Genomic DNA, 14080 nt, shown 5'->3' with positions numbered 1-14080 from the left:
CCCTCAGCCGTGGAACGCCCAGCGCAACGTCTTGGCCAGCCCCAGCGTCCCCGCCGACACCAATGGCCGTCCCAATGTCGATGCATGCAGCCCGTGCATCTCGCGCGCCCAATGCGGCAACAGGTCGACTGCCGCCTGGAACGTCATCGCCTGTACGGGTTGCGCCGCGAGCTTCGGCGCGCGCTGCGTCAGGACGATGCGGGCCACTTCCCGCGTGCGTGCATCCACTTTCAGTTCGGGCCGCATCTCGGCGATCAGCGCCAGCGCCTCGGCCTTGGTGGTCGGCACGGGGTCCGCCCCCAGATCGCGCGCGATCCGTGCGGTTTCGGCGAAATACCGATCCTGATCCGCCAGCGACATCCTGGGATCGCCATACATCAGCCACGCATCGAGAAAGCTCGTCATCTCCGTCACATGCACCCAGGCGAGCAGCCGGGGATCGTCGGCGCGATACGGCGTGCCATCGGCCAGCGTGCCGGAGACATAGGTGTGGATCGATCGCACCCGCTCGATCGCGGCCTCGGCATCGTCACGCGCACCGAACGTCGTCACGGCGATGAAGCGTGCCGTCCGCCGCAGCCGCCCCAGCATGTCCTTGCGGAACTCGCTATGATCCCAGACGCCGGCCAGCACCGCCGGGTGGAGCATCTGCAACAGCAATGCCGCGACGCCGCCGACCATCATCGTCGTCACGTCGCCATGCACCGTCCAGGCGGCGGATCCGGGGCCGAACAGGCCGTCGTCGCGGCGCTGCACCGGTTGCTCGCCGCGATTTTTGTCGTTGAAGATCGCCCGGACTTCCCCGACGAGCCGGCTCCTCAAATGATCGCGCAACGGCATCAGCGTAATCCCAGGCGTTCCTCGAGCCAGCGCGCGGCCTGTTCCGGCGTTGCCTTGTCGGTATCGCGATCCACCATGTAGTTAGCCTCGCGCATCGCCTCAACCGGGATGCGTCCGATAAGCGGCCGTAACGCCGCGTTGAACCGTTCATCGCCGGAGCGCTTCGGCGCGATGAGCAGGATCGCGTCATAGCCCGGGATCGCGCGGCGTGGGTCGGTCAGCACGGTCAATTTCTGCGCGGCGATCCGCCCGTCGGACGAAAATGCCGAGATCACGTCCGCCTGACGGCTGTCGAGCGCGCGGTACATGAAGGTCGGCGCATAGGCGCGCGCTGACTTGAACCTCAGCGGATAGGAACGCTGGACCGCCGCCCATTCGGGCCGTTCGAGGAACTCCAGATCGGAAGCGAGGTTCAGCGTCGGGGCGGCCGCGACCAGATCGTCCAGCGATGCGATCTTGCGCGCCTTCGCATCGTCGCCGCGCATCGCGAAGGCATAGGCATTCTCGAAACCCAGCGCGCCGAGCTGTTTCACGCCGGAAGTCTTTGACGCCCATTCCCCGATCTGCGCCAGCATCGGCGCGCGTTGGGGGACGTCCTTGCGGTGCATCTCATTGGCCCAGATCGTACCGGAATAGTCGACATAGACGTCGGTATCGCCGCTCTTCAGCGCACCGAAGATCACCGCCGAACCCAGCCCCTCGCGATACTGCACCCGGTATCCCGCACGCTCCAGTCGGTGCCCGATCAACCGCGCAAGGATATACTGCTCGGAGAAGTTCTTCGCGCCGATCGTCACGACCTGATCGTCACCCGACTTCGGCCATAACGGCGTCAGCGCGACCAGCACGCCCGCCCCCAGCACTGCCGCCGCGATCCAGACCTGCGCGTGGCGGCGGTGGCGGATGCCGTGTTCGATCACGCCGAGCATCGCGTCCACCGCCATCGCCAACGCCGCCGCGCTCACGCATCCGGCCAGCACCAGCGCCCAGTTCTGAGTCTGCAATCCGGCGAAGATCATGTCGCCGAGGCTCGGATAGCCGATGGTGGTGGACAACGTTGCCGCGCCGATCGTCCAGACCGCCGCGGTCCGGATCCCCGCCATCAGGACGGGCGCGACCAATGGCGCCTCCACCAGCCGCAATTTCTGCGCCGGCGTCATGCCCACCCCGTCCGCCGCCTCGATCACCGCCGGGTCGATCCCGGCCAGCCCCGTCACGCCGTTGCGCAGGATCGGCAACAGCGCATACAAGGTCAGCGCGAGCAGCGACGGCAGGAACCCCAAAGCAGGTATCCCGCCCCCGACCAGGGTCGATAGCGACAGCAACAGCGGGTAGAATAACGCGAGCAGCGCGAGCGACGGTATCGTCTGGACCAGGCTCGCGAAACCGAGCGCGACCCGCCCGACGCGGGCATTCCGCGCAGACCAGACCGCCAACGGCAGGCTGATCACCAGTCCCGCCAGCAGCGCCGATGCCGCCAGCAACAGGTGCGACGCCAGCAGATCGGGCACGCGGCCCATCGCCTCCAGGAACGCGCTCACGATTCCAGATCCCTCAAGCGACGGCTCTGCTCCCGCGGCACCGCGACTAGCGCATCCGCCGCCGCGCCGCCCTTGCCCGCGATCAGGTCGCGCGGGGTTTCATCCGCCACGATCCGCCCGCGTTCCATCACCAGCACTCGGTCCGCGATCAGCAGCGCCTCCGCCATGTCGTGCGTCACCATGATCGTCGTCAGCCCAAGCCGGTCGTGCAGCGCCCGGATGCTGGTGCCGAGTTGATCGCGCGTCACCGGGTCGAGCGCGCCGAACGGTTCGTCCATCAGCATCAGCCCGGGCGCTGGCGCCAGCGCGCGCGCCACGCCGACCCGCTGCCGCTGCCCGCCGGACAGCTCGCCGGGCATCCGCCGGGCGAACGCGGCGGGCAGGTCGACCAGTTCGAGCAATTCCGTCACCCGCGCGCTGGCGCCGTCCGCCCCGGATGCATCCCCCGCGATCCGCAATCCGATCGCGATGTTCTCGGCGACGTTCATGTGCGGGAACAGCCCGATATTCTGGAACACATAGCCGATCCGCCGACGCAGCAGGTATGGCTCGGCCTGCGTGACGTCCTCGTCGCCTATCGTCACCCGGCCGCCGCTCGGCTCGACCAGCCGGTTGATCATCTTGAGCAAAGTCGATTTGCCCGATCCCGACGATCCGACCAACGCGACGAAGCTGCCTGGTGCGATCGCGACCGACACGGCATCCACCGCGACCGCATCGCCGTACCGCTTCGTCACATCGGCAAAGGCGACGGCGGGGCCGGGGGAATCCTGTGACATTGCGGCGGGTTGTGCGGGAGGGCGGGGCAGGCGTCAAACGCTCCTTCCCGAATCCGCGCCGACGAGCGGACGGCTTGCCGTGGCCTCCGGCGTACCGCACAGTCGAAAAAACACCGAAGGGCAGGGGATTTCAGTGGCGCACCAGCAATCTATCTTCATCACCGGCGGCGGATCGGGCATCGGGCAAGCGACGGCCAAGCTGTTCGCCGCGCGTGGCTGGCGCGTCGGGCTGGCCGACGTCAACGTCGCCGGAATGGCCGAGACGGCGGCGCTGCTGCCGCCCGGAATGTCGTCCGCATATCCGATGGACGTGCGGGACCGGGAGGCCTGGGTCGCCAGCCTGGATGCGTTCGTCGCGACGACCGGCGGGCGGCTGGACGTCCTGTTCAACAATGCCGGGATCGGGTCGGGCGGGCCGCTCGCCGAAACCAGCTTCGAGGAGATCGACCGCGTCATCGCGATTAATCTGGTCGGGGCGCTGAACGGCGCGCGGATCGGCTATGCCTATCTCGCCGCGACGCCGGGATCGTGCCTGCTGAACACGGCGAGCGCATCGGCAATCTACGGATCCGCCGGCCTCGCGCCCTATTCCGCCACCAAGTTCGGCGTCCGCGCGATGACCGAGGCGCTGGACGGCGAATGGGCGGGCGCCGGGGTGAAGGTGCGCTCGATCATCCCAAGCTTCATCGACACGCCGCTGCTGCAAGGCCCGGCCGGGGGATCGGATCACTCGATCCGCGAGACCGTGACCGGCGCGGGGCTGGAACTGACCTCTGCAGAAGACGTCGCGCTCGCGGCCTGGGCGGCGGTGCATGGCGACAAGGTCCACACCTATGTCGGCAAGACCGCGCACCGCATGGCCTTCGCCGCGCGCTGGATGCCGGGCAAGCTGCGCAAGATGATGCGCCGGGGAATCACCACGCGCGAGGGGTAGCGGCCCGTATCACGACGCTCCGTGGCGCCGAAGTTCACACAAGGTCACACGATATGCACCCGGATGCGACGAGCGGCTGAGCGATATCCAGCAATGCGAAAGAGCGGAGTCAGCGTTAGCGGACCGAGGGCGTGTAGGACATGACGGCGTCGGATATTCGTGGATCGCGGATGTTCGGCGTTCGCGGGGGCTTGCTCGAAGTTCGGCTCTGACGTCGGCTTCCGCCGTTGGTCAGCCGGCAAATAGGCTGGCTTCCGGCGACGACGTCCAAACGTGAGGCTTCAATATGGCATAAGCCGCAGAAGAGCGCAGCTCGAGGCGCTTTCCGGTCACGTAGCAATGCCCCTCATAGCCCGGCCTCACGACAGAGGCGCGTCAGCTTCACGATCCGTCGATCGGACGCGCCAAGTTTCGCGCGGTAGGATGGAAGCTCGCGGCAGGTCTGACGATCGCTCACCGCTGAAGATGCGCGACGGGTGGATCGCTTAGTACGAGCGACGTCTCGGGCTTGCGCATTAGCCGCGGCTCCCAGCGCTATGACCGGGGTATGGTCGAGCGGACTTGTGTTCAGATCCTGAGCAACGGCCGCCGTGCTCATGCCAATGCACACTATCGTAAGGGCAATCATCCGCATAATTCATCTCCGAACGGTTGAACCGAACGAGCGAGACGACAGAAGGTGCCGCTGCCACTCTGATCACCAGGTAGTTCGAGTTGGGCACCGCGCGTCATCAGCTGCTCCATACCCTTTCCGTTAGTCGTCCAATCTTTATGGCACTGTGTTCGTTCGTCCTTACCAAAGGTCACTATCGGCTCAGCGGCGTCGCACAAATGTGATTATCGAACGTCGCGTATGTCCGGCCTTTTGCGACGACAGTGATATCCGGAGTTGGTGGTCAGCGAACGTCCCAGCTTTAGCGTTCCGGCTGTACGCTGGCGGCCTGCGTTGGTGCACGATCGCCCTCGTAATACATGCTCATGCACAGGAACCCGATCGCCATTCCAATCAGGCCCATCGCGATCTGCACGTCCAGCTTGGTGCGGCGTAGGACAGGCCGGCGCTGGGTCAGTCCGTCGATTAGCCGAACGTTGCCACTGACTGACGTAACTGCGGCTAACCCAAAGAGGATCACTGACAGCCACACGACGCGCGATGCGTTCTGGAGCAAACTGCCGATCAAAGTGACGGAGAGCCCGGCGCCGGCGATGCTGACCGTCGCCAACTGATCGAAAATTTTCGATTGAAGCTCGTAAGGAAGATCCACCGATACGGACTCAAGCCGCTCCTCGATGAAGTCAGCGGCCTGCTTGCGCCGGAGCCTATGGAAAAAATCTAGCACGTGCCGCTCCCGATCGAGACGCAAAATCTCGCAGGTCGATAGTCGCAGGGTTCTTGCTCAAGGTCGATACCGAACGTCCGCTGTCGGGATGGCCATCAGGCAGCCTGACCGTCCGGTTTTGGGCGTTAGCGGTCATTCCAGCTTGCCCAAAAGGAACGTCGTTCGGCGAGAACCACCCTGCCATGATAGCTCGCGGCCATCCGAGATCTCCGCTTTCCCGAAACCTGTTCCCATTTGCTCATTCCCAAAACCGAAGCTTGGCGACGTAGAAAAGGGAAGGACCAACGGCTGTCGCATCGTCTTGCCGCTTCAATCCACCACAGCGTCGGTCGTTTTCGCCATACGAGTTGCAATGCGACGGTTCATTCTTCCGACGCTCCCGCGGCCTAATCCCCGCCCCCCGCCCCCCGCGCCCGCAAGCTAATTTCGCGCCGTGTAGGTCGATGACCTACGCCGATCCCCGCACGGGACTCTAAACGCGCCGTTAACGTTTACGCGGATGCCGACGGGCGCACGTGATCCGGTGATCTCGCCGCCGGATCGCGGCCCTGCCGCATGGCCTCGGCGTGATGTCACCGATCAGGGCAACAGGGGAAAATTCATGAAGATCATATCGACCATCGCCGCCGCGGCAACAGGGCTCGCTTTGCTGGCTGCCGTGCCCGCCTCCGCGGCGACGCTCGTCACGCTCGCCAGCTTCGACAATAATAACTGCGCATCGCCGCGTGGCGGGCTGACCATCGATGCCGCAGGCAATATCTATGGCGGGGCGAGCCAGGGCGGTATCAACACGTCGGGCGTCGTGTTCAAGATCGACGTCGGAACCAGCACGATGACGACGATCGCACGGTTCAACGGAACGAATGGCGCGGGCCCGATCGGCGGGGTCGCGATGGACGCCGCCGGCAATCTGTACGGCGCGACGCAGACCGGCGGTGCGGGCGGATTGGGAACGATATACCGGATCGCCGCGGGGACGAACACGATCACGACGCTGGCCGCTTTCAGAAACGGCGACGGCGCAAATCCCTGGGGTCGCGTGACGTTGGACGCGGCAGGCAACATCTACGGGACGACGGCGTCCGGTGGTCAGACAGAATCAGGGCACCGTGTTCCGGCTCGCCGCGGGCGCGACGTCGATCACCACGTTGGCGAGCTTCACCGGCCCCAACGGATCGATGCCCTATGCGCCGCTGGTGCTCGACAAGGACGGCAATCTCTTCGGAACGGCATCGACCGGCGGGACGAATGGGCGGGGTACCATCTTCAAGGTCGCCGCCGGAACCAACGCCGTGTCGACTGTGGCCAACTTTACCAATACCACCGGATACACCCCCAATGGCGGGCTGTTGCTGGACGATGCCGGCAATCTGTACGGCACGACGGTCAACGGTGGACGGGGCAGCGGCAACGTCTTCCGGATCGATGCGGGCACCAGCACCATCACCAGCATCGCGGAATTCGGGTTCGGCAATCCCAACCCGGCCAATCCCTATTCCGGGCTGATCATGGATGCGGTCGGCAATCTGTTCGGCACGACCTTTTCGGGCGGCACATCCAATAACGGAACGATCTTCCGGATCGATGCGGGCACCAATGCTATCGTCACGCTGGCAAGCTTCAGCGGCCAGCCGGAGGGGCGCGGCCCATACAATGCCGAGGGTCTGGTCGCCGACGCGAAGGGCAATCTGTACGGCACGACATGGCGCGGCGGATCGATCAACCGCGGCACGGTTTTCCGGCTGAGCGACGCCGGCTTCGTGACGGCGGCAGCGGCCGTGCCCGAACCGGCGAGCTGGGCGATGATGATGATCGGCTTCGGACTGTTGGGCGGCAATCTCCGCCGCCGTCGTCATAGCGGCATCGCGGTCGCGGCCTGACATCGAGGCGCCGGGGCCGAACCCCCGGCGCGCTTCACTCCACCAGCGCGTCGATCGCTTCGGCCATGTCGACGTCGCGGTGGGAGAGTCCGCCGGCATCGTGCGTCGTCAGCAATATCTCGACGCGGTTCCATACGTTCGACCATTCGGGATGATGGTCTGCTTTCTCGGCGAGCAGGGCGACGCGCGTCATGAAGGCGAACGCCTCGCTGAAATCCTTGAACGTGAGCGTGCGCGTGATCGCGTCGCGCGCTTCGTCATAATCCCACTCGTCCAGCGCATCCAGGGCTTCGGCGCGCTCTTCCTCGCTCAGCGGTTCGATGGCCATGTCCGTCCTCCTGCTGGCGCGACGCGCGCCTTCGGCTTATGGCATATCGCATGGCCGCCCCGGATCAAACACTCGCGCCGACAGCACAGGCGATCGAGGATATCGCCTTGGCGACGCTGGAAGCTTTGCCGCCCGAATTCCGCGCGCATCTGGGCGAGGTCGTGCTGATCGTCGAGGATTTCGCGGATGACGAGACGCTGGCGGCGCTGGGGATCGAACATCCGCTGGACCTGAGCGGCATCTATCACGGCCGTCCGGTGGGCGAGAAATCGTCCAGCGATTCCGGCGCGGTGCCGGATCGCATCCATCTGTATCGCCGCGCGATCCTGGAGGAATGGATCGAGACCAATGTAACGCTCGGCGATCTCGTCTCGCATGTGATGATCCATGAGATCGGACACCATTTCGGCCTGTCGGACGACGATATGCATGCGCTGGAGGATTCGGTCGCTTGACGGCGGCGCTCGCGTTCGACGGCGTCGCGTGCATGCGGGGCGGCAGGACGGTCTTCGCCAACCTGTCCTTCGACCTGAACCCCGGCGATGCGGGCGTGGTTTCCGGGCCGAATGGTGTCGGCAAATCCAGCCTCGTGCGGATCGCGGCCGGATTGCTCGCGCCCGCCGACGGTGTCGTCCACGCATCGGGCCGGCGAGCGTTGCTGGGGGAATCCAGCGCGCTCGACCGGGATCTGACGCTCGTCCGCGCGCTTGGTTTCTGGGCCGGTATCGACGGCCGCGCCGACATGCTGGAAGAAGCGATGGCGGCGTTCGACCTGATGCCGATCGCCGCGATTCCCGTGCGCCTGCTGTCCACCGGGCAGCGGCGGCGCGCCGGGCTGGCGCGTATCGTGGCGAGCGGGGCGGATGTGTGGCTGCTCGACGAACCCGCCAACGGGCTGGACGAAAGCGCGGTGGCGATGCTGGAGGCGGCGATCGTCGTCCACCGCGCTCGGGGCGGGATCGCGCTGGTCGCGACGCATACGCCGATCGCGATCCAGTCCGCCCGCCGCATCGCGCTCGGGCCGGTCCGTTGAGCATCGCGTTCGCTTTGATCGCGCGCGACGTGCGCCGGGCCTGGTCGGGTGGCGGGGTTACTATGGTCGTGGCGTTCTTCCTGCTTGCGACGATCCTGTTTCCCTTCGCGATCGGGCCGGATGCGACGTTGCTGGCGCGCGTCGGCGGGGGCGTCATCTGGGCGGCGGCGTTGCTCGCGGCCTTGTTGCCGGTCGAACGGCTGATCGCACCCGATGCGGATGCGGGGGTGCTGGATCAGCTTGCGGTCCGCGGGGTGAGCATGGCGGGCGTCGCGGCGGCGAAGGTCGTCGCGCACTGGATCGGTTTCGGTCCGCCATTGATGCTGGCGGCGGTGGCTGCGGCGGGGTTGCTCGGGCTGCCGGGGGATACGTTGCTCGCGGTCGAGATCGGGTTGGCGATCGGCACGCCGGGTCTCGCCGCGCTTGCCGTCGCGACATCGGCATTGGTCGCCGGGGTGCGCGGGGCGGGGGCGGTGGCCGGGCTGGTGATGTTGCCGCTCGCGGTTCCCTTGCTGATCTTCGGTGCCGGATCGATCGACGGCGGAACGGCGGGTGGCGCGGCGGGTGCGCTCAAACTGCTCGGCGCGATCAGCCTGTTGTTCCTCGCGGGCGCGCCGTTCGTCGCGGGCGCGGCGATGCGGGCCGCGATCGATTGATCAGCGACCGTGCAGCCGGGCGAGCGCGATGCCGGCAAGGTTCTGCGATCGCTTGATATAGCGGATTGCCGGCGGACGATCCCCGGCCAGCGCGCGGAACTCGGCCATGTGCCGCAGGCCGGCACCCCGGCATTTCAGGCTTCCGTTCGCCTGTCCGATCACCGCCGCGGAATCGCCCAGCAGGACGAAGTCGGCCAGTCCAAGGTCTTGCGCCAGCCGGAGCGCGTGGATCAAAGCGAGCCATTCCGCATCCATGCTGGAGCCGGTGCCCATGTCTGGCAGGACGTGCGCCTTGCCGCCGACGACGACCGCGATTTCCATCGTGCCGGGGTTCGGGCGGCATCCGCCGTCGAAATACAGTTTCGTACGCATCGTGGCCGACGCTGCGCCAGCGCCCCGCGACAATCAATCGTCGGCCAGCATTTCGGCCAGCGCCGGCGTGATATGCTCGACCGCAACGCCGCCCCGCACCGTCACCAGTCGCGCGGCGAGACCTTCCCGCTCGGCCATCGCGATGCCCTCATGGACACCCAGCACCGTCAGCGCGGTGGCCCATGCATCCGCCGCCAGCGCGGAACGGTGGATGACGCTGACCGAGGCAACGGGATCGACGACGGGATAGCCCGTCCGCGGATCGATCGTATGTTCGCCGCGGCGATAATCGCCCGATGTGGCGACCGCCAGCCCGTGCAGCGCGACCCGGAACGGCGCCAGCGTCAGCCCGGGCGGGACTTCCAGATCGACCCACCACGGCTGCCCGTCCGGCCGCACCCCGCGCCCGACCAGCTCGCCGCCGATCTCGACCAGTGCATGCGCGATGCCCGACGCGGCGAGCAGATCGGCCACGGCATCGACCGCATAGCCCTTCGCGATGCCCGACAGGTCGAGCGAAAGGCCCCCGGCTGCCGCAACCGCCGGTCGGTCGGCGTAAAGTCCAGCCGCCGCCATCCGCCGTCACCCAGCGCGCGCGCGACCTGCGCCGCGTCGGCCGGGCGATCGGCCGGCACCGGACCGAAGCCGTGCAGATCCACCAGCCGCCCGATCGTCGGATCGAACGCGCCGCCGCTCGCCTCCGCGATCGCCAGCCCTTCCGCCATCACGCGCGCGAAGTCCGGCGGCAGCGTCGTCCAGCTACCCGCCGCCGACCGGTTGAACCGCGACAGCAAAGACGCCGGCGACCAGTGGCTCATCTCGGCCACGATGCCCTCCAGCCGCGCGACGATCGCGGTCCGCACACCCGTCGCGGTCGTGCCATCGGGAAGGATGGCGCGCACCGTCCAGCCCGTGCCCATTGTCTCGCCGCCCAGCCCGGTGATCCGCGCATCGGGCGACAGGCCGGCGAATGCGTCGGGCGAGATCGAGCGGGGCAGGGCGATACGCGGCTCGGCCCCGCGCGCGCCCCCGTGTTCCGGCTCGTCCGGCATCATCCGCGCCGGTTCGCGGTCAGGGCGTCATAACCTCGACCGTGGTCGTATAGCTCATCCGCCGCTGCGTCGCGCGCGGCGTCGTCGCCTTGTCGTCGGTCGCGGTGGCGTTCAGCCAGTACATGCCCGCGGTCGGCCATTTCACATCGAGCATGCCGTCCGCCCCCGTCGTCAGTTCCACCGCGCCCTCGTCGTTGCGATAGCGCTTGCCGCCCGGGATCACCGTCACCTTCAGACCGGCAGCGGGCTTGCCGTCGATCAGGAACTTGAACTTCGCCGTCTCGCCCGCGACGAGTTCGTCGGGATGCGTCACGGGCGCGAATTCCAGCCCTTTGCCGGTCGGCGCGAACACCGTCCTGGTCGGCGCGCCGGAGGTCAGGAACACCTCGTTCCGCGCCGACGTCTCGGTCAGCTTCACGTCGGTCGCATTGGCGGGAATGTCCGCAACGGTCAGCGGCGCGGGCTGGCCGGGGCGCGGCGGGCCACCACGACCACCGATGCGCTTTTCGACGCCATCGACCATGAAGCTGCCCATCACGCCCGACATTGCGGTGCCGACCTTCCATGTCCCCGGTCTGTCCAGCTGCACGTCGAACACCGAGCGATAGCGGCCGGTCGATGGATTCTGCAGCTTGCCCTCGCTGCCATCGGGTTGCCACACCTTCACGCCGGTCAGCCGCATCGGCTGATGATCCGCGAAGAACAGGTCGTTCGACACGGCGGCATCGATCGTCGCCCAGGCATCCTCACCCGAGAAGACGGTTCCCGACGGCAGCAGCCACTGGCGGTGGGCGGAGAGCATCGCGGGCACGGAGACGAGCGCGGCGGCGGCGATCAGGCGAGTGGTGAAACGCTTCATGATGCGGCTCCTTTCAGCGAGCGGAAACGGTGACGGCGCCGAGTTCGGACTTGCCCGAGCCCTTCGCATTCGGATTGGGTACGGTCAGCGGCATGGTGACGAGTTCGCGTCCGCCGGTCTCGCGCGCGGCCTCGACGTTCAGCACATACTGGCCCGGCTTGATGTTGGCGGGCAGCGCGATCTTGTACGTGCCCGGCGCGCGCGTCGCACCGCTGACGCCGTCCGCCGGTACGGTCATCGTGCGCCCGCCCTTGCGCCACCACGCCCGCAGGTCGGCGAGATACTTGGTGCCCGCATCCTTGCCGGTCTTTTTCGTCTCGTACCACAAGGCGATCGTGCGCGCCGCGCCGCCGCCGACCGGCTCCAGCCAGACCGCGACATACGGGCGGTGATATTCGGCCACCTTGATCGCGGGCACGGTGACGGTGATCGTCCCCGCGACGGCGGGGCCGGCCAGCACGCCGCTCAACAGGACCAGATTGGATGCACGCATGATGGACGCCCCCCGTAAGTAGATGAAATTCAGTGAATGAAGACGATGATGAGCAGCACCGGCACGATCAGCCCCGCGGCCACGATCGGCCATGTCGTCGGGCGATGCCGCGCATGCAGTTGCAGCAGCAACAGCCCGGTCAGCGTGAACAGGATGCACGCCCCGGCGAAGATATCGATGAACCAGCTCCACGCCGTGCCCGAATTGCGGCCCTTGTGCAGGTCGTTCAGATACGCGATCCAGCCGCGATCGGTGTTCTCGGACGTGATCGCGCCGCTGGTGCGGTCGATGCTGACCCATCCGTCGCCGCCCGGCCGCGGCAAAGCGACATAGACGTCCGCATCCGACCATTCGCCCGGCTTGCCCGACGCATCCAGCCCGACCGCCTGCTTCACCGCCGCCGCGACGGGCGCGGGCAGGGGGGCATCGGCTGCGGCGGGAGTCTTCAGCTGGGCGAGCAAAGCGGGTGGCAGCGTGCCCGCTTTCTCCGCCACCACCGGCGTCGCGCCGATCGAGGATGCGTGGTTCAGCGTGATCCCCGTGATCGCGAACAGCAGCATCCCGATCAGCGAGACGGCGGCACTCATCCAGTGCCACGTATGCAATTGCTTCAGCCACCAGCCACGCCATTTGGGCTTCGGCTTGCGGACAGGCGGCACCGCGATGGGATCGTGTCGAGTCACCCCCGCCGCCTAGCGCCAACGCGGGAGAAGATCAACACTATTGCGAATGATTATCAACCGCAGGGGTTTTGGGGTTACGGAATGATAGCGGCCAAGGCCCACCCCACCGTCCGTCATCCCCGCGCAGGCGGGGATCCATAATCACCGGCGCCGGAAAGGAACCGACACGTCAGCCAGTATGGATTCCCTGGACTCACGAAAGAAGTGCACCACTGCTAGGGTGGTAGTGCGATGGGGCGAAGATACAGGCAGCTCAGCCTAGACGAGCGGATCGAGATTGCGCGGTTGCATGCCGCCGGGCTGTCGGATCGTGCGATAGCGGCGGCGATCGGCCGGGATCATACGACGATCGGTCGCGAGCGGCGGCGCAATAGCCAGCGGACGAAGGTCTGGGATGGGGGCTATGCCCCGGCGCGGGCGCATGCGCTGGCGGCACGGCGGCGGCGCTGGGACGGTCGCTTCAAGCTGGTACGCCAGCCGGACCTGCGAGAGATCGTGAGGAAAGGCCTTGCGATGGGACATTCCCCCGAACAGATCGCCGGCCGGCTGGCGCGTGATGCTGGTCGCACCGTGATCAGCCATGAGTCAATCTATCGCTACGTCTATCACCGCTCGGCGCAGAAAGACCATTGGCACCGCCTGCTGCCCCGCGCGAAGTTCAGGCGCGGGCGATATGCACGCCGCGGCGGCAGTCCGGCCAGCTTCATCCAGCACCGTATACCCCTGTCCGAACGGCCCGCAGAGGCCGACCGGCGCGACCAGCCGGGCCACTGGGAGGCCGACTACATGCTGTTCGCCCGATACGGTCACAACATCCTCGTCCTGCACGAACGACAGACCCGCTTCACCATTCTCGACAAGCCACCGCACCGCAAAGCCGCCTTGACCGCCAGCCGTATCGCAGCGCACCTGCGCGCCATCCCCCGCGACATGCGGCGCACCATCAGCTTCGATAACGGCACCGAGTTCGCCGAGCATTATCGCCTGCACGATCGTCTCGGCGTCGCCACCTTCTTCTGCGATGTCCGCAGCCCCTGGCAAAAAGGCGGGGTCGAAAATACCATCGGCCGGCTGCGCCGCGTCCTGCCCCGCAAGACCGACCTCGACACGATCACCCACCGGCAACTCCGTGCCTATGCCGAGCGCCTCAACAATACCCCCCAGAAAATGCCTCGACTTCCAGACACCCGCCGAGGCATTCATCGCTCTCTCAAACGGTGCACTTCAAACGTGAATCCACATTCCCGCCTGCGCGGGAATGACGGGAAGAAGAAACAGCGGGGCGTGACG

General features: G+C 66.7%; 15 protein-coding genes and 3 pseudogenes. 7 read left to right on the top strand and 11 right to left on the bottom strand.

The features are described 5' to 3' along the window. Window positions 1-3: 3 nt before the first annotated feature. From H5J25_RS15440 to H5J25_RS15430, 3 genes are read right to left on the bottom strand one after another with little or no spacing between them, the layout of a single operon-like run. Window positions 4-840 carry an oxygenase MpaB family protein gene (locus tag H5J25_RS15440; protein WP_202092553.1) on the bottom strand — a complete coding sequence of 279 codons (837 nt, stop codon included), beginning with the start codon at window positions 838-840 and terminating at the stop codon, window positions 4-6. Beyond that, complete coding sequence (locus H5J25_RS15435; RefSeq protein WP_202096421.1) at window positions 840-2360, bottom strand: ABC transporter permease/substrate-binding protein; 1521 nt, start codon at window positions 2358-2360, stop codon at window positions 840-842. Before H5J25_RS15435 ends, H5J25_RS15440 begins: the two co-directional genes overlap by 1 nt. Window positions 2361-2377: 17 nt before the next feature. Next, on the bottom strand, window positions 2378-3160 hold the full coding sequence (locus H5J25_RS15430; RefSeq protein WP_202092551.1) for an ATP-binding cassette domain-containing protein: 783 nt from the start codon (window positions 3158-3160) through the stop codon (window positions 2378-2380). 133 nt (window positions 3161-3293) lie between these two features. Between H5J25_RS15430 and H5J25_RS15425 the strand changes: the two genes are divergently transcribed. Then, window positions 3294-4094, top strand: coding sequence for an SDR family oxidoreductase (locus tag H5J25_RS15425; RefSeq protein WP_202092543.1), 801 nt, complete (start codon window positions 3294-3296; stop codon window positions 4092-4094). Between the two features lie 914 nt (window positions 4095-5008). Here the strand turns inward: H5J25_RS15425 and H5J25_RS15420 are convergent. Both H5J25_RS15420 and H5J25_RS20850 read right to left on the bottom strand, forming a co-directional pair. Next, the gene (locus tag H5J25_RS15420) at window positions 5009-5434 is read right to left on the bottom strand and encodes a hypothetical protein (RefSeq protein WP_202092541.1); all 426 of its coding nucleotides are present in this window, start codon (window positions 5432-5434) and stop codon (window positions 5009-5011) included. 579 nt (window positions 5435-6013) lie between these two features. Next, on the bottom strand, window positions 6014-6190 hold the full coding sequence (locus H5J25_RS20850) for a hypothetical protein (RefSeq protein ID WP_225883170.1): 177 nt from the start codon (window positions 6188-6190) through the stop codon (window positions 6014-6016). Here H5J25_RS20850 and H5J25_RS21715 point away from each other — a divergent pair. Then, window positions 6168-6500: pseudogene (locus H5J25_RS21715) on the top strand (choice-of-anchor tandem repeat GloVer-containing protein); the annotation flags it as partial. The gene H5J25_RS20850 and the pseudogene H5J25_RS21715 overlap by 23 nt on opposite strands. Window positions 6501-6519: 19 nt before the next feature. Continuing rightward, window positions 6520-7314: a choice-of-anchor tandem repeat GloVer-containing protein gene (locus H5J25_RS20840; protein ID WP_225883169.1), complete on the top strand. Its 795-nt coding sequence runs from the start codon at window positions 6520-6522 to the stop codon at window positions 7312-7314. A gap of 34 nt (window positions 7315-7348) precedes the next feature. On the opposite strand, the gene H5J25_RS15405 is transcribed toward H5J25_RS20840, so the two are convergent. Continuing rightward, a complete protein-coding gene (locus H5J25_RS15405; RefSeq protein ID WP_202092535.1) occupies window positions 7349-7642 on the bottom strand; it encodes a 4a-hydroxytetrahydrobiopterin dehydratase in 294 nt (97 codons plus the stop codon). A gap of 50 nt (window positions 7643-7692) precedes the next feature. Here H5J25_RS15405 and H5J25_RS15400 point away from each other — a divergent pair, with 50 nt between their 5' ends. Genes H5J25_RS15400 through H5J25_RS15390 form a run of 3 tightly spaced genes read left to right on the top strand, consistent with a single transcriptional unit; the run spans window position 7693 to window position 9331 of the window. Next, window positions 7693-8097: a metallopeptidase family protein gene (locus tag H5J25_RS15400; RefSeq protein WP_202092533.1), complete on the top strand. Its 405-nt coding sequence runs from the start codon at window positions 7693-7695 to the stop codon at window positions 8095-8097. After that, window positions 8094-8675, top strand: a complete 582-nt coding sequence (gene ccmA / locus H5J25_RS15395; RefSeq protein WP_202092530.1) for a heme ABC exporter ATP-binding protein CcmA — start codon at window positions 8094-8096, stop codon at window positions 8673-8675. The genes H5J25_RS15400 and ccmA overlap by 4 nt, the downstream gene beginning before the upstream one ends. Then, window positions 8672-9331 (top strand): heme exporter protein CcmB, encoded by a 660-nt coding sequence (locus H5J25_RS15390; protein WP_202092523.1) that lies wholly within the window; start codon window positions 8672-8674, stop codon window positions 9329-9331. The genes ccmA and H5J25_RS15390 overlap by 4 nt, the downstream gene beginning before the upstream one ends. On the opposite strand, the gene H5J25_RS15385 is transcribed toward H5J25_RS15390, so the two are convergent. From H5J25_RS15385 to H5J25_RS15365, 5 genes and pseudogenes are all read right to left on the bottom strand, one after another. Then, window positions 9332-9703 carry a reverse transcriptase-like protein gene (locus tag H5J25_RS15385; RefSeq protein ID WP_202092520.1) on the bottom strand — a complete coding sequence of 124 codons (372 nt, stop codon included), beginning with the start codon at window positions 9701-9703 and terminating at the stop codon, window positions 9332-9334. Window positions 9704-9736: 33 nt separating this feature from the next. Then, window positions 9737-10623: pseudogene (locus H5J25_RS21710) on the bottom strand (FAD:protein FMN transferase). 151 nt (window positions 10624-10774) lie between these two features. Then, a complete protein-coding gene (locus H5J25_RS15375; RefSeq protein ID WP_202092518.1) occupies window positions 10775-11614 on the bottom strand; it encodes a DUF4198 domain-containing protein in 840 nt (279 codons plus the stop codon). 13 nt (window positions 11615-11627) lie between these two features. After that, the gene (locus tag H5J25_RS15370; protein ID WP_202092516.1) at window positions 11628-12107 is read right to left on the bottom strand and encodes a DUF2271 domain-containing protein; all 480 of its coding nucleotides are present in this window, start codon (window positions 12105-12107) and stop codon (window positions 11628-11630) included. 29 nt (window positions 12108-12136) lie between these two features. Next, entirely contained in the window at window positions 12137-12790 is a 654-nt protein-coding gene (locus H5J25_RS15365; protein ID WP_404829543.1) for a PepSY-associated TM helix domain-containing protein, read from the bottom strand. Between the two features lie 231 nt (window positions 12791-13021). On the opposite strand from H5J25_RS15365, the pseudogene H5J25_RS20835 reads away from it, so the two are divergent. Next, window positions 13022-14024: pseudogene (locus H5J25_RS20835) on the top strand (IS30 family transposase). Window positions 14025-14080: the final 56 nt, after the last annotated feature.

The sequence above is a fragment of the Sphingomonas aliaeris genome (assembly GCF_016743815.1).
GTDB classification, from domain to species: domain Bacteria; phylum Pseudomonadota; class Alphaproteobacteria; order Sphingomonadales; family Sphingomonadaceae; genus Sphingomonas; species Sphingomonas aliaeris.
This window is presented reverse-complemented; position numbering and strand designations above follow the sequence as displayed.

What these genes read in the sequence shown, in the direction of transcription:
- H5J25_RS15440 (WP_202092553.1), bottom strand. Translation starts at nt 840, where the DNA reads ATGCCGTTGCGCGATCATTTGAGGAGCCGGCTCGTCGGGGAAGTCCGG.
- H5J25_RS15435 (WP_202096421.1), bottom strand. Translation starts at nt 2,360, where the DNA reads ATGGGCCGCGTGCCCGATCTGCTGGCGTCGCACCTGTTGCTGGCGGCA.
- H5J25_RS15430 (WP_202092551.1), bottom strand. Translation starts at nt 3,160, where the DNA reads ATGTCACAGGATTCCCCCGGCCCCGCCGTCGCCTTTGCCGATGTGACG.
- H5J25_RS15405 (WP_202092535.1), bottom strand. Translation starts at nt 7,642, where the DNA reads ATGGCCATCGAACCGCTGAGCGAGGAAGAGCGCGCCGAAGCCCTGGAT.
- H5J25_RS15400 (WP_202092533.1), top strand. Translation starts at nt 7,693, where the DNA reads ATGGCCGCCCCGGATCAAACACTCGCGCCGACAGCACAGGCGATCGAG.
- H5J25_RS15385 (WP_202092520.1), bottom strand. Translation starts at nt 9,703, where the DNA reads ATGCGTACGAAACTGTATTTCGACGGCGGATGCCGCCCGAACCCCGGC.
- H5J25_RS15375 (WP_202092518.1), bottom strand. Translation starts at nt 11,614, where the DNA reads ATGAAGCGTTTCACCACTCGCCTGATCGCCGCCGCCGCGCTCGTCTCC.
- H5J25_RS15370 (WP_202092516.1), bottom strand. Translation starts at nt 12,107, where the DNA reads ATGCGTGCATCCAATCTGGTCCTGTTGAGCGGCGTGCTGGCCGGCCCC.